We start from the raw sequence: 22388 nt of genomic DNA, 5'->3' as shown, positions 1-22388 counted from the left end.
GAGAACTGATAATGACCGACAAGAACATCGTCCTCGCCTTTTCCGGCGGCCTCGACACCAGCTTCTGCGTGCCCTACCTGCAGGAACGCGGCTGGGCCGTGCACACCGTGTTCGCCGACACCGGCGGCGTCGACGACGAGGAGCGTGCCTTCATCGAGCAGCGTGCGGCCGAGCTGGGCGTCGCCTCGCACGTGACAATCGATGGCGGACCGGCGATCTGGTCGGGCTTCGTCAAGCCGTTCGTGTGGGCGGGCGAGGGTTACCAGGGTCAGTACCCGCTGCTGGTGTCCGACCGTTACCTCATTGTCGAGGCGGCGCTGAAGCGTGCCGCCGAGTTGGGCACCCGCGCGATCGCACATGGTTGCACCGGCATGGGCAACGACCAGGTGCGCTTCGACCTGGCGGTCAAGGCGCTGGGCGACTACGAGATCGTCGCGCCGATCCGCGAGATCCAGAAGGAACACACCGAAGTGCGTGCCTACGAGCAGGCTTATCTGGAGCAGCGCGGTTTCGGGGTGCGGGCCAAGCAGCAGGCCTACACCATCAACGAAAACCTGTTGGGCCTGACCATGTCTGGCGGCGAGATCGATCGCTGGCAGGCGCCGGGCGAAGGGGCGACGGGCTGGTGCAAGCCGCGCGCCGAATGGCCGGCGCAGCCGCTGCGGGTGACGCTCGGTTTCGAGAATGGTGAAGCGGTCTCGCTTGATGGCGACAGGATCGCCGGACACGCGTTGCTCGCGAAACTCAACGGCCTGTTCGCGGAATATGGCGTTGGTCGGGGGCTCTACACCGGCGACACCACGATCGGCCTGAAGGGACGGATCATCTTCGAGGCACCCGGCCTGGCCGCGCTGCTGGTCGCCCATCGCGCACTGGAAGAGGCGGTGCTGAGCAAACAGCAGAACCGCTTCAAGCCCGAGGTTGCGCGCAAGTGGGTGGAGCTGGTCTACGAAGGATTTTTCCATGACCCGCTGAAGACCGACCTGGAGGCCTTCCTCGCGTCCAGCCAGTCGACCGTCAACGGCGAGGTCGTGCTGGAAACCCATGGCGGCATCGTCAACGCGGTCTCGGTCGACTCGCCGCACATTCTCAACGCCAAGGGCGCGACCTACGCGCAGGCGGCGGACTGGGGCGTCGCCGAGGCGGAAGGCTTCATCAAGCTGTTCGGCATGAGCAGTACGCTGTGGGCGGAGGTTAACCGGACGTGACCATGCTCCCCGACATCCTCCGCCACCTCGAAGCGCTCGTTTCCTTCGACACCCGCAACCCGCCGCGCCGGATCGGTACCGGTGGGATATTCGATTACCTGCGCGCGCAGTTGCCCGGGTTCCGGATCGAGGTCACCGACCATGGTGCCGGCGCGGTGTCGATGCTGGCCGTCCGCGGCGACCCGCGACGGGTGTTCAACGTGCATCTGGACACCGTTCCGGACTCTAAGGCGTGGAGCGCTGATCCGCATGTGCTCCGTGTTACGGGCGACCGGGCGATCGGCCTTGGCGCCTGCGACATCAAGGGTGCGGCGGCCGGCCTGCTGGCTGCCGCGGCGAAGACCGGAGGTGATGCCGCATTCCTGTTCAGTACCGACGAGGAAGCCAACGACGCCCGCTGCATCCCCGCATTCCTCGGTTCCTCGCACGGCTTCACCGAGGCGGTCGTGGCCGAGCCCACGCGCTGCGAAGCGGTGCTCGCCCACCGTGGCATCAGTTCGGTGCTGTTGAAGTTCCGCGGCAGCGCCGGCCATGCCTCCGGTGCCAACGCGATGGAGGCCAGCGCCCTGCACCAGGCGATGCGCTGGGGCGATCGCGCGCTGGACCTGGTCGAGGCCGAGTCGCACCAGCGCTTCGGCGGCCTGACCGGGTTGCGCTTCAACATCGGCAGGGTCGAGGGCGGGATCAAGGCCAACATGATCGCGCCGAGCGCCGAGGTCCGGTTCGGATTCCGGCCGCTGCCGTCGATGTCGATCGACGAACTGCATGCACGCTTCGGCACCCTCGTCGAGGCCGGTGCGGTGGAGCGCTACGAGGAGACCTTCCGTGGCCCGCCGTTGCCTTCGGGTGACATCGCGACCGCCGAGGAACGCCGGCTGGAAGCGCGCGACCTCGCCGAGGCGCTGGAGCTGCCGATCGGAAATGCGGTCGACTTCTGGACCGAGGCGTCGCTGTTCTCCGCTGCCGGCCTGGCCGCGATCGTCTATGGACCGGGCGACATCGCTCAGGCGCATACCGCTGATGAGTGGGTGGCGCTGGAGCAGTTGCAGCGATACGGCGAGTCGGTGAAGCGCATCCTTTCCGGGCCCTTGTCCTCCATGGGGACTTCTTTCGGGGCGTAGGAGCGGCTTCAGCCGCGATCGGGTGCCTGATCGCCCGCGCCGATTCCAGATCGCGGCTGAAGCCGCTCCTACAACAGCACGAACATCGACCTGACACTCATGACCATCCCGCCCACCGTCCACGACATCCAGACCCGCCAGACCATCGTGCGGCTGCTTTCCAGCATGGCCAGCGCCAAGGAGATCAGCCAGTACCTCAAGCGCTTCTCGCAACTCGACGCGGCCCGCTTTGCGGTGGTCAAGGTCGGCGGCGCGGTGTTGCGTGACGACCTCGACGCGCTGACCTCGTCGCTGGCGTTCCTGCAGGATGTCGGCCTGACTCCGATCGTCGTCCACGGCGCCGGCCCGCAACTGGACGAGGCGATGTCCGCCGCCGGCATCGAGAAGCAGACCGTAAACGGCCTGCGCGTGACGTCGCCTGAGGCGCTGGCGGTGGTGCGCCGGGTGTTCCACAGCCAGAACCTGAAACTGGTCGAGGCGTTGCAGCGCGGCGACGCGCGCGCGACCTCGATCGTGTCGGGTGTGTTCGAAGCCGACTACCTCGACCAGGGCACCTACGGCCTGGTCGGCGAGGTCAAGCGGGTCGACCTGGCGCCGATCCAGGCCAGCCTGCAGGCCGGGTCGATCCCGGTGATCGCCAGCCTCGGCGAAACCGTCGGCGGGCAGATCGTCAACATCAATGCCGACTTCGCCGCCAATGAACTGGTGCAAGTGCTGCAGCCCTACAAGATCGTGTTCCTGACCGGTACCGGCGGCCTGCTCGACGAGCAGGAGCGGGTGATCGACTCGATCAACCTGTCGACCGAGTACGAGCACCTGCTCGCACAGCCGTGGGTCAACGGCGGCATGCGGGTCAAGATCGAGCAGATCAAGCAACTGCTGGATCGGCTCCCGTTGTCGTCGTCGGTATCGATCACCCGGCCGGCCGAACTGGCCAAGGAGCTGTTCACCCACAAGGGCTCCGGGACCCTGGTACGGCGGGGTGAGCGGGTGTTGCAGGCCGATGGTTGGGACGCGTTGGACCTGCCCCGGCTGCGCGCGCTGATCGAGTCCGCGTTCGGGCGGCGGCTGGCCCCGGACTACTTCGAGCGCACCGCTTTGCATCGCGCGTACGTGAGCGAGAACTACCGCGCCGCAGTCATCCTCACCGAGGTCGATGGCCACGCCTACCTGGACAAGTTCGCCGTACTCGACGAAGCACAGGGCGAGGGCCTTGGCCGCGCGGTATGGCTGGTGATGCGCGAGCAGAACCCGCGGCTGTTCTGGCGTTCGCGCCATGGCAATCCGGTCAACGCGTTCTACTACGCCGAATCCGACGGCCACTACAAACAGGAGCAATGGAAGGTGTTCTGGTACGGACTGGAAGACTTCGATGAGGTCGCGCGCTGCATCACCCACTGCCGCGATCGTGCGCCGACCCTGCTCGAACCGCTGGAGGCCGCATGAGCGTCCAGCCCACGCGTCCCATCAGCATCGGCATCGTCGGTGCGCGCGGTCATGCCGGTGCCGAGTTGATCCGGTTGATTGCCGGACACCCGCGGTTCGAGCTGGCATTCGTGTCATCGCGTGAGCTCGATGGACAGCGCCTCGCCGACCACAGCGACGCCTATGCCGGTTCCCTGCGCTTCAGCGCGCCGGGCCACGAGCAGCTGCCGGACCTGGACACCGATGCGGTCGTGCTGGCGTTGCCGAACGGCAAGGCCGCGCTGTGCGTGGATGCGTACGATGCGGCCGGGGCGGATGCGAACGACGGTCCGGTGATCATCGACTTGTCGGCCGACTACCGCTTCGATGACGACTGGTACTACGGCCTGCCGGAACTGACCCGCGGCAACTACGCCGGCCAGCGCCGGGTCAGCAACCCGGGTTGTTATGCCACCGCGATGCAACTGGCGATCGCGCCGATGCTGGATGTGCTGGAAGGCCCGGTGCAGTGTTTCGGCGTGTCCGGGTATTCGGGCGCCGGGACGACGCCATCGGACAGGAACGATCCGGACAAGCTGCGCGACAACCTGATGCCGTACGCGCTGACCGGACACGTGCATGAGCGCGAGGTCTCATCGCGTCTGGGCCATGCGATCGAGTTCATGCCGCATGTCGCGCCGCATTTCCGTGGCATCACCGTCACCGCGAATCTGCACCTCGCGCGACCGTTCTCCATCGACGAAGTGCAGGCGCGCTACCGCGATCGCTATGCCGACGAGCCGCTGGTCCGCGTGCTCGACCAGGCGCCTTGGGTCAGTAAGATCGCCAGCCGGCACCATGTCGAACTCGGCGGGTTCACCCTGTCGGAGGACGGTCGACGACTGGTCGTGGTCGCCACCGAGGACAACCTGCTCAAGGGCGCCGCGACGCAAGCGCTGCAGAACCTCAACCAGGCGTTTGGCCTGCCCGAACTTGCCGGCATACCCTGCGGGTAACCGATTGCCTTTTGTAGGAGCGGCTTCAGCCGCGATCGTGGGCCGGTGCAAGCGACCATGCATCCGATCGCGGCTGAAGCCGCTCCCACAAAGAGCCCCTGCACCCGCGCCAACCCTCAACGCCACGGAACCCCACAATGACCGACCTCCTCTGGCAGAAACCCGGCGTCAAGCTCGACACGCGCATCCAGCAGTTCTGCGCCGGCGACGACGTGATCCTCGATCGCGAATTCTTCCTGTTCGACATCCAGGCCAGCGTCGCGCATGCCGAGGGCCTGCAGCGGATCGGCATCCTCGATGCCGACGAGCTCGCCGGCATCGTCCATGAACTGGAGGCGCTGGCCGCCGACTTCGAGGCGGGACGCTTTGTTCTCGATGACCGCTACGAGGACGGTCACTCGGCAATCGAGGCGCGACTGATCGATCGCCTTGGCGATACCGGCCGCAAGATCCACACCGGCCGCAGCCGCAACGACCAGGTGCTGGTCGCGACCCGGCTGTGGCTGAAGGACCGGCTTGCACGTTTGCTGGCATCGTGCCGCGAGGCGGCCACCGTCGCCCTTCACCGTGCGGAGGCCGAGGCATTGCTGCCTTTGCCCGGCTACACCCACCTGCAGCGCGCCGTGGTGTCCTCGGCCGGCATGTGGTGGTCGGCATGGGCCGAGGCGTTCATCGACGACGCCACGCGCGCGCGCGACACCCTCGCGTGGGTCGACGCCAACCCGCTCGGCAGCGCCGCGGGCTACGGCGTCAACCTGCCGCTCGACCGCGACCACACCACGCAGGCGCTCGGGTTCGGTCGGATGCAGGTCTCCGCGACTTACGCGCAGCTGTCGCGTGGCAAGTTCGAGCTGGCCGCGATCGAGGCGTTGTCGAGCGCGATGCTGGACCTGCGCCGCCTCGCCTGGGACCTGAGCCTGTTCACCAGTGCCGAGTTCGGCTTCGTCGCGTTGCCGGCGCAATACACCACCGGCAGCTCGATCATGCCGAACAAGCGCAACCCCGATGTCATCGAACTGATGCGTGCCAGCTACGCGAGCGTCGCCGCCGGTCGCACCGAGATCGAACATCTGCTGTCGCTGCCGTCGGGCTACCACCGCGACCTGCAGTTCTCCAAGGGCGCCATCTTCCACGCGTTCGGCCGCGGGCTGGGTGCACTGGAATTGCTGCCGGACCTGTTGCGCAACATGCAGTGGAAGCCCGATGCGATGCGCGCCGCACTCGACCCGTCGATGTACGCGACCGACCTCGCGATCGACCTCGCGCGGGAGGGGGTGCCGTTCCGCGATGCCTACCGGCAGGCCGCCGACCCGGCACGCTGGAACGAGGGTGACGCGGATGCGAGCCTGGTTGCGCGGACGTCTCCCGGCGCAGCCGGCGATCTGCGGTTGGACGTGTTGCGCGAGCGGTTGGATGTGCTTGATTGATGCCCCCAAAACAGGCGAATCAGCGCCTTTTGCAGGAGCGACGTAAGTCGCGATTTCACTGATGGTCGGAATAACCGTGCGATCGCGACTTACGTCGCTCCTACATCAAACCCCATCCGCGATTAGCCGCCGCACCCACTCCCGCATGAATGGCCCGCTGGCCTGAGAAGCCCGGAAATGCTAGGATTGCGGGCTTCCGAGTACAGCTTCCGGCGTTGGTGGACGTAACGCCGTTGTCCTGCACGTGCGCTCCCGGGCTCCTTTCCGAGCCGTCACCTTGAGCGCTTTCTTCGCGAACACTGCCGCAGTGCGTCGCCATCCGCAGGCAATGATTTCCGACTGATCAGCCTTGTTGGCCCAGTCCTGTCGATCCGTGTGCCAAGCGCTGATCCGCGTGGGCACCAGCCGGTTGACTGTTCTCCGATTACGCCGCGTCCGCCCCGTGGATCGCGCCCCGTACATTCCAGGAGGACCCACCAGGCCGATGACTTCAGTATTTCCGGAACAACCCATGCCCCCGTGGCAGCGTGCCGTGCTCAAGGTCGGCAGCAGCCTGCTCAGCGACGGACAGGGTGGCCTTGGCAAGCGTAACGCCGCGGCACTCGCCAACATGATCGCGCGCTTTCGCGAGCAGGGCCGGGAGGTCCTGCTGGTGTCGTCCGGCGCGGTGGCGGCGGGGCGCGGACTGCTCTCGAGTACTCGCGCCGGCCTGGTGCAGCGCCAGGCGCTGGCGGCGATCGGGCAGACCCCGATGCTCGCACTGTGGCAGGGCCTGGCGCAGCAACCCGTCGCGCAGGTGCTGCTGAGCCACGATGACCTGCGCAACCGGCGGCGCTACCTCAATGCGCGCGCCACCCTGCGCGAGTTGCTGCGGATCGGCGCGTTGCCGATCGTCAACGAGAACGACACCGTCGCCGTCGACGAGCTCAGGCTGGGCGACAACGACAACCTTGCCGCCGTCGTCGCCAGTCTGGTCGACGCCGATGTGCTGCTGATCGCGACCGACACTGCCGGCCTCTACACCGGCCATCCCGGCAACGACCCGGCCGCGGTGCCGGTGCCGCGTATCGAGGAGATCACGCCCGACATCATGCTGATGGCGCAGGGCGGGGCAGGCTCGCTTGGCACCGGTGGCATGTACACCAAGCTGGAAGCGGCCACCAAGACCGCCGCGGCCGGCATCGACACTGCGCTCTTCTGCGGCCATGACACCGACACCATCGCGGCCCTGGCCGACGACCGCTTGCACGGCACCTTCATCCCCGCCCACGGCGACCGCCTGGTCGCGCGCAAGATGTGGCTGCGGCATACCCCGCCGAGCGGGGGCGCGATCCGGATCGACGCGGGTGCGGCCGAGGCCCTGTCCGAACAGGGTGCCTCGCTGTTGCCCGGCGGCGTGGTGTCGGTCGAAGGCGACTTCAACCGCGATGCGATGGTCGACGTGTTGCCGGCCGAGGGATATCGCCGCCTCGCACGCGGCCTCGTCCAGTACCAGTCAACCGACCTGCAGCGCATCGCCGGATGCCACAGCAGCGAGATCGAGGGCGTACTGGGTTTCAACAACTGCCATTCGGTGATCCGCCGCGAGGACATGGTGCTGCTCAGCGCCGCCGCGGCCGCCGCCACCCCCGAACTGTTCATGGAGACTTGCTGATGAGTGATTCCACCACCACCGCACCGATGACGAGCGACGCGAATGCGACCGACTCGAACGCGAGCGCCGCGAATGCCGGCGGCTACGTCCGCGGCCTCGCCGAGCGCGCCCGCGCGGCCTCGCAGGCCATTGCCGCGCTCGACGGCACGCAGCGCGTCGCGCTCATGCAGGCCATGGCCGATGCCGTGGCCGCCGGTCGTGACGACATCCTCGCGGCCAACGCCGCCGACATGCAGCGCGCCGCCGATGCCGGAACCACCGGCGCGATGCTCGACCGGCTCAAGCTCGACCCCGAACGGATCGACGGCATCGTCGCCGCGATCCGCGAGGTGGCCGAACTGCCCGATCCGGTCGGCGAGGTCACCCGCAGCGAGACGCGCCCCAACGGCCTGCAGGTCGAGAAGGTCCGTATCCCGCTCGGCCTGATCGCGATGATCTACGAGGCGCGGCCGAACGTGACCGCCGATGCCGCCGCGCTGTGCCTGCGCGCCGGCAACGCGGTGCTGCTGCGCGGCGGTTCGGAAGCGCGCGACAGCAACATCGCCATCGCCGTCTGCCTGCACCGCGCGCTGCGCGAACAGGGATTGCCGGCCGAAGCGGTGTCGCTGGTCGAGGACACCGCGCGCGAGCACGTGCTGGAACTGCTGCAGCTGTCGGACCTGATCGACCTGGCAATCCCGCGTGGTGGCGAGAAGCTCATCCGTTTCGTCGCCGAACATGCGCGGGTGCCGGTGATCAAGCACTACAAGGGCGTCTGCCACCTGTATGTCGACCGTGCCGCCGATCTCGACCTGGCGTTGAAGCTGGCGATCGACGGCAAGCTGTCACGCCCCGGTGTGTGCAACGCGCTGGAAACGATGCTGGTGCATGCCGAGGTCGCCGGCCGCTGGCTGCCGGACGCATTGGCCGAACTCGCCGCGCGCGGCGCCGAGATCCGCGGTTGCGAGCGCACGCGGACGCTGTTCCCCGACGCAATCCCCGCCACCGATGCCGACTACGACGCCGAGTTCCTGGCGCCGATCCTTGCGGTGCGCGTGGTCGACAGCATCGAAGACGCGATCGCCCATATCCATCGCTACACTTCCGACCATACCGAGGTGATCGTCAGCGTCGACAGCGCCGCGAGCGACCGCTTCATTCGCGACATCCGCAGTTCCGCCGTGGTGGTCAACGCCTCATCGCGCTTCAACGACGGCGGTGCGCTCGGCCTGGGCGCGGAGATCGGCATCTCGACCACCCGCCTGCACGCCTACGGGCCGATGGGGCTGGAGTCGCTGACGATCGAACGCTACGTGCTGCGCGGCGAGGGGCAGGCGCGGCATCCGGACGTGGCCAGGGTCGCCGCAGCCGGATAATGCGCGGGCCGAGAGGTCCGAAAAACGGGCACAAAAAAACCGGCCTCGGCCGGTTTTCTGCTATCTGCTTGATTTGATTGGTCGGGGAGACAGGATTCGAACCTGCGACTTCTACGTCCCGAACGTAGCGCTCTACCAGGCTGAGCTACACCCCGACAGCAGAGCCGCGCATTTTAGACAGTGCCGTGGAGTTAGGCAAGGGGTCGGAGCCATCGGGCGACGGGAATCGGGCGGCCCCGCTAAACTGTGGCGATCCGTCCGCGACACCGCCGTCACTGGAGCCTTGCTTGATCAAGCCGCGTACCCCGCCGGGGGTCATGGAGCTGCTGCCTCCCGACCAGATCGCCTTCCAGCGCATGCTGGACACGATCCGCCGCAACTATGAACGCTTCGGCTTCCTGCCGGTGGAAACCCCGGTGATGGAGCTGTCGGAGGTGCTGCTGACCAAGTCCGGTGGCGAGACCGAGCGGCAGGTGTATTTCGTGCAGTCCACCGGCGCGCTGGAGAAGGGTGGGGACGGGTTGCCCGAGTTGGCGCTTCGCTTCGACCTCACCGTGCCGCTGGCGCGCTACGTCGCCGAGCACGAGCACGACCTCGCGTTCCCGTTCCGGCGCTACCAGATGCAGCGGGTCTACCGTGGCGAGCGCGCCCAGCGTGGCCGCTTCCGCGAGTTCTACCAGTGCGACATCGACGTGGTCGGCAAGGACGCGCTGAGCGTGCGTTTCGACGCGGAGATTCCGGCGGTCATCCACGCGGTGTTCTCGGAGCTGGCGATCGGCAAGTTCACCATCCAGCTCAATAACCGCAAGCTGCTGCGCGGCTTCTTCGAGGCCCAGGGCGTGGCCGATGGCGAGTTGCAGGCCCGCGTGCTTCGCGAGGTCGACAAGCTCGACAAGCGCGGCGCCGACTACGTGCGCGACACGCTGACCGGCGAGGGCTTCGGGCTCGATGCCGCGGCGGTCGCGGCGATCATGGCGTTCGTCGAAGTGCGCTCCACCTCCCACGCCGATGCGTTGCAGCGGCTGGATGAGCTTGGCGACGGCAACGAGTCGCTGCGCGAGGGCGTGGCCGAGCTGCGCGAAGTGCTCGATCTGGTCCGCGCACTCGGCGTGCCCGAGGCCGACTACGCGCTCAACTTCTCGATCGCGCGTGGCCTGGACTACTACACCGGCACCGTCTACGAAACCACGTTGGACGACTACCCGCAGATCGGTTCGATCTGCTCCGGCGGCCGCTACGACAACCTGGCCGGCCACTACAGCAAGTCGAAACTGCCCGGCGTCGGCATCTCGATCGGCCTGACCCGGCTGTTCTGGCAACTGCGCGAGGCCGGGCTGGTCGACAGCGGCGCGAGCACGGTGCAGGTGCTGGTGACCCAGATGGATGCCGCGCACCTGCCGCACGGGCTGGCGATCGCCCACGAATTGCGGCAGGCCGGACTCAACACCGAGGTGGTGATGGAATCGTTGAAGCTGGCAAAGCAGTTCAAGTACGCCGACCGCGCCGGCATCCGCTTCGTGGTGGTGACGGGCGAGGACGAGATCGGCAAGGGCACGGTGACGGTCAAGGACCTGCGTCGGGCCGACCAGTTCGAGGTGGCGCGGGCCGAGCTGGCCAAGGCGTTGCGGGTCGAGCTGGCCCAGCCGCAGGTGGAGGCGCAGCGATGAAGCCGGTACGTCTGGATGGCCGCTCACTCACGCGCGCGCAACTGGTTGCGGTCGCGCACGGCGCGCAGGTGGAGCTGGCCGAAGAGCAACTGCCCGCGGTCGCGCGCGCCGCCGAATTCCTGGCCGAACAGGTGCGCCGCGAGGAGCCGATCTACGGCGTCTCGACCGGCTTCGGCAGCAATGCCGATCGCCTGCTCGGCGCGCATCGCCTGCGTGGGGAACTGCACGGCGAGCCGCAACCGGCCGGCACCCTGCACGAGGAACTGCAGCGCAATCTCATCATCACCCATGCCGTGTGCGTGGGCGAGCCGTTCGCGCCGGACGTGGTCCGGGCGATGCTCTGCATCCGCATCAATACGCTGATGCGCGGGCATTCCGGTATCCGCGTGCAGACCCTGCAGGCGCTGGTGGCGATGCTCAACGCCGGCATCGTGCCGGTGGTGCCGCAACTGGGCTCCGTTGGCGCGTCTGGCGACCTCGCGCCGCTGTCGCACCTGGCGATCGTGCTGCTCGGCGGTGGCGAGGCGTTTTACGAAGGTGAGCGGATCAGCGGCGCCGACGCGCTGGACCGCGCCGGGCTGCAGGCGGTCACGCTGTCGTACAAGGAAGGCCTCGCGCTCAACAACGGCACCGCGCAGATGCTGGCCTGCGGGGTGCTGGCGTTGTCGAAGCTGGAGGACCTGCTGGATACCGCCGACCTCGCCGCGGCGATGACGATCGACGCGTTCGCCGGCCGGCTTGGTGCGTTTGCGGAAGAGGTCCACGCGCTGCGGCCGCATCCGGGTCAGGTCGAGGTCGCCGCGCACCTGCGCCGGCTGCTCGATGGCTCGACCCTTGCCGATATCCCGTACCACCTTGTACCCGCGTTCCGGCCGTGGGCGCCGCAGAGTTGGGACACTCCGGAAGCGCAGGCGCTGCGTTTCGACATCGGCTGGAACTGGGTGTCGTTCGACCAGCGCCACGGCCGCGAGAAGTTCTACACACGGTTCCGGCCGTTCCGCGGCGGCAAGAAGCACCAGCCGCAGGACAGCTACTCGTTGCGCTGCATCCCGCAGGTGCACGGCGCGGTGCGCGACGCGGTCGCGCAGGCCGCGCGGGTGCTCGAGGTCGAGCTCAACGCGCTGACCGACAACCCGATCGTGTTCCCGGATGCGAAGGCCGAGCATGTCGAGGAGCAGGTGATCTCCGCCGGCCACTTCCACGGCATGCCGCTGGCGCTGGTGATGAGCTACGTCAAGGCGGCGGTCCCGGTGTTGGCGTCGATCTCCGAGCGCCGCCTCAACAAGCTGGTCGATCCCGCCACCAACGATGGCCTGCCGGCCTTCCTGATAGGCAACGAGGACTCGACCGAATCGGGCTTCATGATCGTGCAGTACACCGCGGCGGCGATCGTCAACGACCTGGCCAGTCGCGCGCACCCGGCGTCGGTGTATTCGATCCCGACCAGCGCGAACGCCGAGGACCACGTCTCGATGGGCGCCAACGAGGCACGGCACGTGCTGGCGATGGCCGACGACCTCGGCAAGGTGTTGGCGCTGGAGCTGTACACCGCGGCGCAGGCGCTCGACCTGCGCCGCGACATGATCAACGCCGCGCGCGACCTGGCCGACCGCGCCGATGCCGCGGCGCTGGCGGCGAAAGTGCAGGGCGCGCCACGTTCGGACGGTGCCGACCATGCCGGCTTCATTGCCGAGGTCGAGGCGCTGCGGGTCGAATTGGCCGCCGCCGACGAGTTCCGGCCGGGGCACGCGGTTGCCGCCGCACATGCCGCGATCCGGGCACGTATCCCGTTCCTGCAACGCGACCGCGCGCTTGATGGCGAGGTCGCGGCGGCGGTGCAACTGGTGGTGGACGGCGAGGTGCTGGCTGCGGCGCGACTGGCTTGATGTAAACGCGCCGACGGATCAGTTGATCGCCAGCGGTTCGATCCGCGGTGCCGGCCGCACGCAGTCGCGGCCGTCCGCCTTGGCCCGGTACAGCGCTTCGTCCGCACGTTGCAGCGCGGCGTCGATTCCGCCGGGCTCGTCGTTGTCGACTTCGTGCACGCCAATGCTGGCGGTGACGGTGATTTCACGAGTGCCGCTGATGCAGGGTTCGTCGCCCAGGTGCTGGCGCAGATCCTCGGCGACCAGCAACGCGGCCTGCAGGTCGAGCCCCGGCAACCCGACCACGAATTCCTCCCCGCCGAACCGTGCCAGCAGTGCGCCGTGTGGCCGCAGCGCCTGGCCGATGGTGCGTGCCGCCCAGCGCAGGCACTCGTCGCCGGTCAGGTGGCCGTGGCGGTCGTTGATCAGCTTGAAGTGGTCCAGGTCGATCATCAGCAACGACAGCGGCCGGTCCTGGCTGCGTGCCTGCGCCATCAACTGCTCGAAGCGCTCGCGGAAATGCACCCGGGTGTGCAGGCCGGTCAGGCCGTCACGCTGGCTGGACTCGCGCAGGCGGGCGTGGGCATCGCCGAGCTGGCCCAGCGCGTTGCGCAGTTCGGCGGTGCGTTGCTCGACCTTGTGTTCCAACTGGTGCTTGGCCTCGCGAACGATGCGCTCGTTCTCGTTGCGAAGCCCCGCGTACCGGTAACCCAGCGCGATCGACAGCAGCAGCATCTCCAGTGCGGAGCCGAACTGCACGCCGTAGGCGGTGACGAAATTCTTGGGCAGCAGGCCGAACGCGACTGCCGCGATCATCCCGGTGCCCAGCAGGAATGCGCTCCAGGCCAGCAGGAACAACCGTGCCGGCTTGTAGCCGCGGCGCATCACCACCATCGCCTCGATCGCGATCCAAGCGATGCTGATGAACACCGAAGCCGACGCGATCGGGGTGGATATCCGATACGGCAACCAGGTCGACGCGATTCCTAGCAGCACGAAGAACGCGATCATCCCCAGCCCGACGTAGTCGCCGAATCGCCAGCGTTGCCGCAATTCCAGGAAGGACCGCGCGAACTGCTGCATCCCGACCTGCGCCAGGCAGATCGACAGCGGCACCGACTTGTCCGCCAGCCAGGTCGAGTTCGGCCACAGGTACTCGAAGCCCAGCCCGTTGAGGGTGAACAGCACCAGCCCGAACGCGAAGATGTGCAGCAGGTACCAGAAGTAGCTGGCATCGCGCAGCTGCAGCCAGAGCACGAGGTTGTAGAAGAACAGGGCCAGCAGGATGCCGTAGTAGAGCCCGATGCCGAACTGCGCGTCGCGCGATACCTCGGCGAACGCGGCCGGGGTGTAGAGCGACAATGGCACCTGCATCGAGCTCTGGCTTTCGACGCGCAGCAGCACATCGACCGACTGGTCCGGCGGCAGGTGCAGCCAGAAATTCGGCATCCGGTAACGGATGCTGCGGGCATCGAACGGCAACGCGTCGCCGCCGGCATGGCGGGCCACGCGGCCGTCGGGGTACAGGCTGTAGGTCTCGAGCCGGTCACTCAGCGGGTAGTCCTGCACCAGCAGCCAGCGCGGCTCGACCGGGCTGCGATTGACCAGTCGCACATGGAACCAGTACGCGCCGGGCTGGAACCCGAAGGCGGCGTTGCCGGCCGGCAGCGCGCGGAAATCACCGTGCCGCAAGTGCCGACGCGCCTCGGCCAGGCCGTCGTTCCCCGAGATGTCGTGGTAGTAGGCGACATACGGATTCAACGCCAGGCGCGACGTTCCGGTAGTGAGTTCCAACGTAGGGGGCATGCTTCCCGCCCCCGCTGCGGGCAGTGCAGGGCGCGCGTGCGTCCAGCCGCAAACCAGTGCCAGTAGCAGCACCAGCAACGCTCCCTGGCAGGTTGTCCCCGGCTTGCAGCGCATTCCCCGACCCTTCCTGGCGACCCGTAGATCTTTGTTCAGCCTGCGATGGCGAGTGTACTTCGCGGGACGGGGCCGTGTTGACGAATGCCAATTCGTCCGGCCTAATGTATTAACGCATTAATACATTAGGTAATTCAGTGAAGCGACGACCGGGCGACATCGAAGCGCAAAAGGACGTGATCGACGCATTGGCGACGGCCATCCATGGGCTGCGCAGTGGCGACGAGGTGCGGGCGTTCCTCGAGGACCTTTGCACCCCGGCGGAACTGGAAGCCATGACCGACCGCTGGCGGGTCGTGCCGCTGCTGCAGGAAGGCATTCCCTACCGCGAGATCCACGAGCGCACCCAGGTCAGCGTGACCACCATCGGTCGCGTTGCCCGGACGCTCGACCGTGGCGCCGGCGGCTACGACCTCGCAGTGCGGCGCAGCCGCGGACGCACAGGCTGAGACGTCTTGGACGACATGACAGGTACGACCCTGATGACCAGCACCAAGCCCGCCGCCCGCGACCGCCTGCGCATCGCGATCCAGAAATCCGGCCGCCTGGCGGAGCCGGCCCGAAGCCTGCTCGCCTCCTGTGGCCTGGGCTGGCGCGAAAGCCGCGACCGCCTGTTCTGCTACGGAGAGACGCTGCCCGTCGACCTGCTACTGGTGCGCGACGACGACATCCCCGCGTTGATCGCGGACGGCGTTTGCGACCTCGGCGTGGTCGGCAGGAACGTGTTGTCCGAAGCGGATGGCGTACGTATCGCCGCTGGCCGTCGGCCGGTGTTCAGTGAGTGGCGTGCGCTCGGTTTCGGCGGTTGCCGGCTGGCATTGGCGGTGCCGGATGGCTGGGACTGGAAGGGGCCGGCGCAGCTCGCTGGCAAGCGCATCGCCACGAGCTATCCCGCGCTGCTGTCGCAGTGGCTGGCCACGCAGGGGGTCGAAGCCGAGATGGTGCTGTTGTCGGGATCGGTCGAGATCGCGCCGCGCCTGGGCCAGGCCGATGCGATCTGCGACCTGGTGTCCAGTGGCGCGACCCTCGCCGCCAACCAGCTGGTCCCGGTGGCGACCCTGTTCGAGAGCGAGGCGGTGCTGGCCGGACCGGTCGAGGGTTTCGACGGCGTCCGCGCGGAGTTGGCCGAGCTGTTGTGCCGTCGTCTCGATGGCGCATTGCGGATCCGCCACAGCAAGCTGCTGATGTTCCAGGCCAGTCGGGACAGGTTGCCGTCGCTGTTGCCGTTGCTGCCCGACGCGGAAGCCCCGACCGTGATGCGGATCGACGGTGCGGACCAGCTCGCGTTGCAGGCGCTTTGCCACGGCGCGGTGACCTGGCAGCGGCTCGAAGACCTCAAGAGCGCCGGTGCGCGCGGGCTGATGGTGTTGCCGGTCGAGGGGATGCTGGCATGACCACGGCGGCGCTGGGGACAGGCCCCGGCATGGAGATACTGGTATGGAACGAGCTGGACGCGTCGCAGCGTCGCCTGGCGCTGCGACGGCCCGCGCAGGTCGTGGGAGCTGAAACCACCGCCGCGGTTGCCGCGTTGATCCAACAGGTCCGGACGGACGGCGATGCCGCGTTACGTGCGCTGGGCCGGCGGTTCGACGGCGTCGAGCTGGACGACTTCGAGGTGCCGCAGTCCGCGCTGGTCGCGGCGCAGGCCGCCGTGTCGCCGGAACTGCTTGCCGCGATCGACGATGCAGCGACCCGCATCGAGCGGTTCCACCGTGCCGGCATGGCGTCGGGTTTTGCGATCGATACGGCTCCGGGTGTTCGCTGCGAACGCGTGCTGCGCCCGATCCGGCGGGTGGGGCTGTACGTCCCGGCCGGCTCGGCGCCGCTGCCTTCGACTGCATTGATGCTGGGGATTCCGGCGCGGCTCGCCGGTTGCCGCGATGTCGTCCTCTGCACGCCGCCGCGTGCCGACGGCAGCGCGGATCCGGCGGTGCTGGCGGCCGCGGCGCGTTGTGGCGTGCGGCGGGTGTTCAAGCTCGGCGGCGTGCAGGCGATCGCGGCGATGGCCTTCGGCACGACGAGCGTGCCCAAACGCGACAAGCTGTTCGGCCCCGGCAACGGGTACGTCACCGAGGCCAAGCGACAGGTCGCGATGGCCGATGGCGGCGCGGCGATCGACATGCCGGCCGGCCCGTCGGAAGTGCTGGTGATCGCCGATGGCGGCGCCAACCCGGTGTTCGTCTCCGCCGACCTGCTGTCGCAGGCCGAACACGGGCCGGACTCGCAGGTGCTGCTGTTGAGCGACGACGCGGACTTGCTTGCCCGGGTCCGGATGGAACTCGATGCCCAGCTCGCCGACCTGCCACGTGCGGGTATCGCCCGCCACGCGCTCGCGGCCTCCCGATTGGTGCGGGTCGACACGCTGGCGCAGGCATTCGAGATCAGCAACGACTACGCGCCCGAACATCTCATCCTGGCGGTGCGTGATCCGCGTGCATGGTTGCCGCGCATAGAGGCCGCCGGCTCGGTATTCCTGGGCGACTGGGCGCCCGAAGCGCTGGGGGATTACTGCAGCGGCACCAACCACGTCCTGCCCACCGGAGGCGCGGCGCGCTGGTGCGGTGGACTGGCGGTTTCCAGCTTCCAGACCGCGATCACCGTGCAGGAAGTAAATCCGGATGGACTGCGGGCCATCGGTCCCTGTGCGATCGAGCTGGCCGCGACCGAAGGCCTGGAAGCGCACCGGCGTGCGGTGTCCCTGCGACTGGAGGCGATCGCATGAGTGCGTCGCCGCTAGGCCTCATCCGTCCCGATCTGCGCGATTTCACCGGCTACGCGTCGGCGCGCAGCGTGTGCCTTTCCGGGCAGGACGTTTCGAGCACCATCTGGTTGAACGCCAACGAGTCGCCATGGCCGAACCGGGCTGACAGTGCTGCACAGTTGCGCCGATATCCCGACCCGCAGCCGGCGGGACTTCTGGACGCGCTGGCTGAACTGTACGGGTGCACACCCGCGCAACTGCTGGTCGGGCGCGGCAGTGACGAAGGCATCGACCTGCTCGTGCGCGCGCTGTGCCGACCCGGCGCCGATGCGGTAGTGACGACCCCGCCGACCTTTGGCATGTACGCGGTAAGCGCGCGGCTGCATGGCACGGCGGTGCTCGAAGCACCCCTGATCGAAGGGGTGGACGGCTTCACCTGCGACATGGATGCGGTTGCGCGCGCCGCGGAAGACACGGCCGCCCGGCTGGTGTTCCTGTGCTCGCCGGGGAATCCCTGCGGCAACGTCCTGCCGTTGGCGTCCATCGGGGCGCTCGCGCAGCGTTTGCAGGAACAGGCGGTGGTCGTGGTCGACGAGGCCTATCTGGAATACGGGCGCCAGCCGTCCGCGGTCACGTTGATCCCACGCCAACGCAACATCGCGGTGCTGCGCACCTTGTCCAAGGCGCATGCGCTGGCCGCGGCGCGGGTCGGCTGCGTGGTTGCCGACCCGGAGCTGGTCCTGCAGTTGCGACGTTGCCAGGCGCCGTATCCGTTGCCGGAACCGTGCGTGGCATTGGCCGAACAGGCCTTGGACCCGCAAGCCCGCGCAGCCACCGCGAGCCGCATTGCCACGGTGGTGGCCGAGCGCGGACGCCTGGCCGCGGCGCTGGCTGCATCGCCCTGGGTACGGCAGGTTTACCCGTCGGACGGGAACTTCCTGCTGGTGCGTTTCTTCGATCTGGACGCCGCGTTTGCCCGGCTGCTCGCGGCTGGCATCGTCGTTCGCGGGCTGGCCGCCGTGCCGGGCCTGGAGGATGCGTTGCGCATCACCGTTGGCAGTCCCGTACAGAACGCGGGCGTGATCCGCGCGCTCGCGTCGCCGCCTGCCGCTGTCGGCGCGGGTGCGGCATGAACACGCCAATCCTGTTCGTCGACCGTGACGGGACGCTGGTCGAGGAGCCCGCGGATTTCCAGCTCGATCGCTACGAAAAGCTGCGGTTCGTCACCGGGGTGATACCGGCGATGCTGCGGTTGCGCGACGCCGGCTACCAGTTCGTGATGGTGACCAACCAGGATGGCCTGGGCAGCGACGCGTTTCCGCTGGCCGCTTTCGACGGCCCGCACCGATTGATGATGCAGGTGCTGGAAAGCCAGGGCATCGCATTCCGGGACGTGCTGATCGATACCAGCCTGCCGGCCGACAATGCGCCCACGCGCAAGCCCGGCATCGGGATGGCGCTCGACTACCTAAAGGATCGCGACATCGACTGGTCGCGCTCGGCGATGGTCGGGGACCGCGAGACCGACACCGGTTTTGCGACCAACCTCGGCATCCGCGCATTCCAGTTGCGCACGCCGGAGTTCGGTGGGGAATGGGACTGGAGCGGGATCGCCCACGCGCTGGTCGATGCCCCGCGCTTCGCCCGGGTCGTACGCGACACTCGCGAGACCCGGATCGTGGTCGAGGTCGATCTGGACCGTGTCGCGGATCCGGTGGTGTCGACCGGGCTTGGTTTCTTCGACCACATGCTCGAACAGCTTGGGAAGCACGGTGGTTTCGCGCTGGTGCTGCGCTGCGACGGCGACCTGCACGTCGACGAGCACCACACGGTCGAGGACAGCGCACTGGCCTTGGGTCAGGCCTTACGCGAGGCATTGGGTGACAAGCGCGGCATCGGTCGATACGGCTTCACCCTGCCGATGGACGAGGCACTCGCAAGCGCGGCGCTGGATTTCTCCGGGCGGCCGTGTCTGGTGTTCGAAGGGGGATTTCGACGCGAGCGTGTCGGCGACCTGCCGACCGAGCTGGTGCGGCATTTCTTCCAGTCGCTGTGCGACGGTGCCGGTCTCAATCTCAACCTGCGGGTCCAAGGTGACAACGACCATCACAAAGTGGAGGCCTGCTTCAAGGTAGTCGCGCGTGCACTGCGGCAGGCGCTGCGTCGCGAAGGCCGCGAGCTACCCAGCACCAAGGGCCGGCTGTGAGCGGGGTGGCGGCATGACCGCCGTGGTGCTGGTCGACGCGGGCGGCGCAAACCTGGGCTCGGTCCGCTACGCACTGGAACGGCTTGGTGCGCAGGTGCGGGTCAGTGCCGACGCCGCGGAAATCGCAGCGGCCGATCGGGTCATCCTGCCCGGCGTCGGCGCGGCCGGTCCCGCCATGGCGCGGCTCCGCGAGCTTGGCCTGGTGGAGTTGCTGCGTGAATTGCGCCAGCCGGTACTCGGCATCTGCCTGGGCATGCAGCTGTTGTACGAGGCCTCCGACGAAGGCGATGTCGAATGCCTGGGTGTGTTGCCGGGGCGGGTATCCCGGCTTGTCGCCGCAGCGCCCCCGGTGCGCGTGCCGCACATGGGGTGGAATCGCCTGCGGTTGGAACCGCCCGGAATGGAACCGCCCGAGCCGTTGTTGTGCGGCATCGCGGAGGGATCGCCGGCGTATTTCGTCCACAGCTATGCGGCACCCGTGAACGGCGCGACGCGCGCCAGCTGCGATCACGGTGGTGCGTTCTCGGCCGTGGTGCGTCGCGGCAACTACTTCGGCGCCCAGTTCCACCCGGAGCGCTCCGCGGCGGTCGGGTCACGCTTGCTCGAAAACTTCCTGTCGGAGTCGATCGAATGAATGCCGTCTTCGCACCTTCAGCCGGGCCGACGGCGTTCCGGGTGTATCCGGCGATCGACGTGCGCGACGGTCGGGTGGTGCGGTTGCGGCAGGGCGACTACGCGCAGGAGACGCGCTATCCGGATACGCCGTTGGCGATTGCACGGCGGTATGCCGCTGCGGGCGCGCGCTGGTTGCATCTGGTCGATCTGGACGCGGCGCGGTCGGGTGGCTACACGCTCGGGCCGCTGCTAGCCGCGATCAAGGCCGAAACCGGACTGCAGGTCCAGACCGGCGGTGGCATCCGCAGCGCGGCGGACGTGGCCGCGTTGCTCGAAGGCGGCGCGGACCGGGTCGTCGTCGGCTCGCTGGCGGTGCGCGATCCCGACCTCGTGATCGGCTGGCTGGAGCGGTTCGGCGTGGAGTCGATCACCGTGGCGCTGGATGCGCGCCAGGCCGATGACGGCTGCTGGTGCCTGCCGACGGCGGGGTGGACGAAGGTCAACGATGTCGATCTCGCGTCGCTGCTTGCGCGCTATGCCAAAGCCGGACTGGCGCATCTGCTGTGCACCGACATCGGACGCGACGGCATGCTGGCGGGACCGAACCTAGATCTCTACAGGCAGGTCCGTGCGATCACGCCCGGCGTGCAACTGCAGGCTTCCGGCGGCATCCGCGATGTTGCGGATATCGCGGCGACGCGCGCGATGGGCTGTGCGGGTGCGGTACTCGGCAAGGGCTTGCTGGATGGCCACTTCCCGCTGGTAGCGGCGCTGGCGGAGGAGCGTCGATGCTGAGCCGCCGGATCATTCCCTGCCTCGACGTGCGCGACGGCCGCGTGGTCAAGGGCGTGCGCTTCCGCGACCACGTCGACATGGGCGACATCGTCGCGCTGGCGCTGCGCTATCGCGACGAGGGCGCCGACGAGCTGGTGTTCTACGACATCACCGCCAGCCCGCAGGACCGCAATGTCGACCGCGGCTGGGTCGAGCAGGTCGCGCGCGTGATCGACATTCCGTTCTGTGTCGCCGGCGGCATCCGCACGGTCGACCAGGCGCGCGTGGTGTTGCATGCGGGTGCCGACAAGATTTCGGTCAACACCCCGGCGTTGCAGCGACCGGCACTGGTCGCCGAGCTGGCGGAGGCATTCGGCAGCCAATGCGTGGTGGTGGGCATCGACAGCCTGCGCGGTGCCGACGGCGAATGGCGCGTGCACCAGTTCACCGGTGATCCGGACCGTTCGCACGCATTGCCCCGCCGAACGCTTGACTGGGTGGTCGAGGCGCAACGGCTCGGTGCGGGCGAGGTGGTCCTCAACTGCATGGGCAGCGACGGCGTGCGCGAGGGTTACGACATCGAGCAGCTCCGTGCGGTCCGAGAACTCTGCGACGTGCCGCTGGTCGCTTCGGGCGGCGCTGGCACGCCCGACCATTTCGCACGCGTGTTACGCGAGGCGGGCGTCGATGGCGCATTGGCGGCGAGCGTGTTTCATTCGGGACGCATCGCGATCCCGCAGCTGAAGCGGCACCTGCGTGCACAGGACATCGAGGTGCGTGATGTCGCATGAAGCCTGCAAGGCGCCGGCATGGGTCCAGTCGCTGGCCTGGGACAAGCAGGCTGGGCTGCTGCCGGCGATCGTGCAGGATGCCAACACCCTGCGCGTGCTGATGCTCGGCTACATGGACCGCGCGGCGCTGGATGCCACGCTGGCGACCGGCCTGGTGACCTTCCACAGCCGCAGCCGCCAGCGGCTCTGGGTCAAGGGCGAGACCTCCGGCAACACGCTGGCACTGGTCGCGGTCGAGCCCGACTGCGACGCCGACAGCCTGCTGGTCACCGCGCGCCCCGGCGGCCCGACCTGCCACTTGGGCCGGACCAGTTGCTTTGCGTCGTCGCCAGCGGACGTGCTTGCCGGGCTGGACGGACTGGTTGCCACGCGGGAGCGCTGTCGGCCACCGGGCAGCTACACCACCCGGCTGTTCGACTCGGGCATACGCGCCATCGCGCAGAAGGTCGGCGAGGAGGGTGTCGAGACGGCACTCGCGGCAGTGGCGCAAGACGACGACGCGTTGGCCGGCGAGGCGGCCGATCTGCTGTACCACCTGCTGGTCTTGCTGCGTGCCCGGGGGCTGTCGCTGAGCGACGCGACGGAAGTGCTTCGGCAGCGTCATCGCCAGACCCGTACCTGACCTGCGGCTTCTGCGAAATTGCCGTCATCGTGGTGGGCACCG

Annotated in this window: 19 protein-coding genes and 1 tRNA gene; 18 read left to right on the top strand and 2 right to left on the bottom strand. The window is 68.1% G+C overall.

What is annotated here, in order from left to right; genetic code table 11:
• Nucleotides 1-11: 11 nt before the first annotated feature.
• The 7 genes from ACT9F5_RS03900 (at nt 12) to ACT9F5_RS03870 (ending at nt 9185) form a co-directional block, all read left to right on the top strand.
• The gene (locus tag ACT9F5_RS03900) at nt 12-1208 is read left to right on the top strand and encodes an argininosuccinate synthase (protein WP_445118615.1); all 1197 of its coding nucleotides are present in this window, start codon (nt 12-14) and stop codon (nt 1206-1208) included.
• Between the two features lie 2 nt (nt 1209-1210).
• Entirely contained in the window at nt 1211-2329 is a 1119-nt protein-coding gene (locus ACT9F5_RS03895) for an acetylornithine deacetylase (RefSeq protein WP_445119487.1), read from the top strand.
• A 99-nt stretch (nt 2330-2428) separates the two neighbouring features.
• Nucleotides 2429-3775: an acetylglutamate kinase gene (locus tag ACT9F5_RS03890; protein ID WP_445118614.1), complete on the top strand. Its 1347-nt coding sequence runs from the start codon at nt 2429-2431 to the stop codon at nt 3773-3775.
• On the top strand, nt 3772-4749 hold the full coding sequence (gene argC / locus ACT9F5_RS03885; protein WP_445118613.1) for an N-acetyl-gamma-glutamyl-phosphate reductase: 978 nt from the start codon (nt 3772-3774) through the stop codon (nt 4747-4749). Before ACT9F5_RS03890 ends, argC begins: the two co-directional genes overlap by 4 nt.
• Nucleotides 4750-4886: 137 nt before the next feature.
• Nucleotides 4887-6176: an argininosuccinate lyase gene (gene argH, locus ACT9F5_RS03880; protein WP_445118612.1), complete on the top strand. Its 1290-nt coding sequence runs from the start codon at nt 4887-4889 to the stop codon at nt 6174-6176.
• 511 nt (nt 6177-6687) lie between these two features.
• Nucleotides 6688-7830: a glutamate 5-kinase gene (proB, locus tag ACT9F5_RS03875; protein ID WP_445118611.1), complete on the top strand. Its 1143-nt coding sequence runs from the start codon at nt 6688-6690 to the stop codon at nt 7828-7830.
• A gap of 26 nt (nt 7831-7856) precedes the next feature.
• Nucleotides 7857-9185: a glutamate-5-semialdehyde dehydrogenase gene (locus ACT9F5_RS03870; RefSeq protein ID WP_445119486.1), complete on the top strand. Its 1329-nt coding sequence runs from the start codon at nt 7857-7859 to the stop codon at nt 9183-9185.
• A gap of 78 nt (nt 9186-9263) precedes the next feature.
• Here the strand turns inward: ACT9F5_RS03870 and ACT9F5_RS03865 are convergent.
• A tRNA-Pro gene (locus ACT9F5_RS03865) sits at nt 9264-9340 on the bottom strand.
• A 132-nt stretch (nt 9341-9472) separates the two neighbouring features.
• Here ACT9F5_RS03865 and hisS point away from each other — a divergent pair.
• Both hisS and ACT9F5_RS03855 read left to right on the top strand, forming a co-directional pair.
• Nucleotides 9473-10852 (top strand): histidine--tRNA ligase, encoded by a 1380-nt coding sequence (gene hisS, locus ACT9F5_RS03860; RefSeq protein ID WP_445118610.1) that lies wholly within the window; start codon nt 9473-9475, stop codon nt 10850-10852.
• Nucleotides 10849-12738: an aromatic amino acid lyase gene (locus tag ACT9F5_RS03855; RefSeq protein ID WP_445118609.1), complete on the top strand. Its 1890-nt coding sequence runs from the start codon at nt 10849-10851 to the stop codon at nt 12736-12738. The genes hisS and ACT9F5_RS03855 overlap by 4 nt, the downstream gene beginning before the upstream one ends.
• An 18-nt stretch (nt 12739-12756) precedes the next feature.
• Here ACT9F5_RS03855 and ACT9F5_RS03850 read toward each other — a convergent pair whose 3' ends face one another.
• A complete protein-coding gene (locus ACT9F5_RS03850; RefSeq protein ID WP_445118608.1) occupies nt 12757-14523 on the bottom strand; it encodes a 7TM diverse intracellular signaling domain-containing protein in 1767 nt (588 codons plus the stop codon).
• A gap of 251 nt (nt 14524-14774) precedes the next feature.
• Between ACT9F5_RS03850 and ACT9F5_RS03845 the strand changes: the two genes are divergently transcribed.
• From ACT9F5_RS03845 to hisIE, 9 genes are read left to right on the top strand one after another with little or no spacing between them, the layout of a single operon-like run.
• Nucleotides 14775-15086: a YerC/YecD family TrpR-related protein gene (locus ACT9F5_RS03845; protein WP_445118607.1), complete on the top strand. Its 312-nt coding sequence runs from the start codon at nt 14775-14777 to the stop codon at nt 15084-15086.
• A gap of 30 nt (nt 15087-15116) precedes the next feature.
• The gene (gene hisG, locus ACT9F5_RS03840) at nt 15117-16031 is read left to right on the top strand and encodes an ATP phosphoribosyltransferase (RefSeq protein WP_445119485.1); all 915 of its coding nucleotides are present in this window, start codon (nt 15117-15119) and stop codon (nt 16029-16031) included.
• Between the two features lie 29 nt (nt 16032-16060).
• Nucleotides 16061-17359, top strand: coding sequence for a histidinol dehydrogenase (gene hisD / locus ACT9F5_RS03835; RefSeq protein WP_445119484.1), 1299 nt, complete (start codon nt 16061-16063; stop codon nt 17357-17359).
• Nucleotides 17356-18471 carry a histidinol-phosphate transaminase gene (gene hisC / locus ACT9F5_RS03830; RefSeq protein WP_445118606.1) on the top strand — a complete coding sequence of 372 codons (1116 nt, stop codon included), beginning with the start codon at nt 17356-17358 and terminating at the stop codon, nt 18469-18471. The genes hisD and hisC overlap by 4 nt, the downstream gene beginning before the upstream one ends.
• Nucleotides 18468-19544: a bifunctional histidinol-phosphatase/imidazoleglycerol-phosphate dehydratase HisB gene (gene hisB, locus ACT9F5_RS03825; RefSeq protein ID WP_445118605.1), complete on the top strand. Its 1077-nt coding sequence runs from the start codon at nt 18468-18470 to the stop codon at nt 19542-19544. Before hisC ends, hisB begins: the two co-directional genes overlap by 4 nt.
• 13 nt (nt 19545-19557) lie before the next feature.
• On the top strand, nt 19558-20178 hold the full coding sequence (gene hisH / locus ACT9F5_RS03820; protein ID WP_445118604.1) for an imidazole glycerol phosphate synthase subunit HisH: 621 nt from the start codon (nt 19558-19560) through the stop codon (nt 20176-20178).
• Nucleotides 20175-20954 carry a 1-(5-phosphoribosyl)-5-[(5-phosphoribosylamino)methylideneamino]imidazole-4-carboxamide isomerase gene (gene hisA / locus ACT9F5_RS03815; protein WP_445118603.1) on the top strand — a complete coding sequence of 260 codons (780 nt, stop codon included), beginning with the start codon at nt 20175-20177 and terminating at the stop codon, nt 20952-20954. Before hisH ends, hisA begins: the two co-directional genes overlap by 4 nt.
• Entirely contained in the window at nt 20948-21724 is a 777-nt protein-coding gene (hisF, locus tag ACT9F5_RS03810; protein ID WP_445118602.1) for an imidazole glycerol phosphate synthase subunit HisF, read from the top strand. The genes hisA and hisF overlap by 7 nt, the downstream gene beginning before the upstream one ends.
• Nucleotides 21714-22346 carry a bifunctional phosphoribosyl-AMP cyclohydrolase/phosphoribosyl-ATP diphosphatase HisIE gene (gene hisIE / locus ACT9F5_RS03805; RefSeq protein WP_445118601.1) on the top strand — a complete coding sequence of 211 codons (633 nt, stop codon included), beginning with the start codon at nt 21714-21716 and terminating at the stop codon, nt 22344-22346. The genes hisF and hisIE overlap by 11 nt, the downstream gene beginning before the upstream one ends.
• The last annotated feature ends 42 nt before the right edge of the window (nt 22347-22388 follow it).

The sequence above is a fragment of the Lysobacter sp. F6437 genome, from assembly GCF_052547215.1.
This window is presented reverse-complemented; position numbering and strand designations above follow the sequence as displayed.

Coding starts and splice junctions, on each gene's coding strand:
- ACT9F5_RS03900 (WP_445118615.1), top strand. CDS start 12: ATGACCGACAAGAACATCGTCCTCGCCTTTTCCGGCGGCCTCGACACC.
- ACT9F5_RS03895 (WP_445119487.1), top strand. CDS start 1,211: ATGCTCCCCGACATCCTCCGCCACCTCGAAGCGCTCGTTTCCTTCGAC.
- ACT9F5_RS03890 (WP_445118614.1), top strand. CDS start 2,429: ATGACCATCCCGCCCACCGTCCACGACATCCAGACCCGCCAGACCATC.
- argC (WP_445118613.1), top strand. CDS start 3,772: ATGAGCGTCCAGCCCACGCGTCCCATCAGCATCGGCATCGTCGGTGCG.
- argH (WP_445118612.1), top strand. CDS start 4,887: ATGACCGACCTCCTCTGGCAGAAACCCGGCGTCAAGCTCGACACGCGC.
- proB (WP_445118611.1), top strand. CDS start 6,688: ATGCCCCCGTGGCAGCGTGCCGTGCTCAAGGTCGGCAGCAGCCTGCTC.
- ACT9F5_RS03870 (WP_445119486.1), top strand. CDS start 7,857: ATGACGAGCGACGCGAATGCGACCGACTCGAACGCGAGCGCCGCGAAT.
- ACT9F5_RS03855 (WP_445118609.1), top strand. CDS start 10,849: ATGAAGCCGGTACGTCTGGATGGCCGCTCACTCACGCGCGCGCAACTG.
- ACT9F5_RS03850 (WP_445118608.1), bottom strand. CDS start 14,523: ATGCCCCCTACGTTGGAACTCACTACCGGAACGTCGCGCCTGGCGTTG.
- hisD (WP_445119484.1), top strand. CDS start 16,061: ATGGAGATACTGGTATGGAACGAGCTGGACGCGTCGCAGCGTCGCCTG.
- hisC (WP_445118606.1), top strand. CDS start 17,356: ATGAGTGCGTCGCCGCTAGGCCTCATCCGTCCCGATCTGCGCGATTTC.
- hisB (WP_445118605.1), top strand. CDS start 18,468: ATGAACACGCCAATCCTGTTCGTCGACCGTGACGGGACGCTGGTCGAG.
- hisH (WP_445118604.1), top strand. CDS start 19,558: ATGACCGCCGTGGTGCTGGTCGACGCGGGCGGCGCAAACCTGGGCTCG.
- hisA (WP_445118603.1), top strand. CDS start 20,175: ATGAATGCCGTCTTCGCACCTTCAGCCGGGCCGACGGCGTTCCGGGTG.
- hisF (WP_445118602.1), top strand. CDS start 20,948: ATGCTGAGCCGCCGGATCATTCCCTGCCTCGACGTGCGCGACGGCCGC.
- hisIE (WP_445118601.1), top strand. CDS start 21,714: ATGTCGCATGAAGCCTGCAAGGCGCCGGCATGGGTCCAGTCGCTGGCC.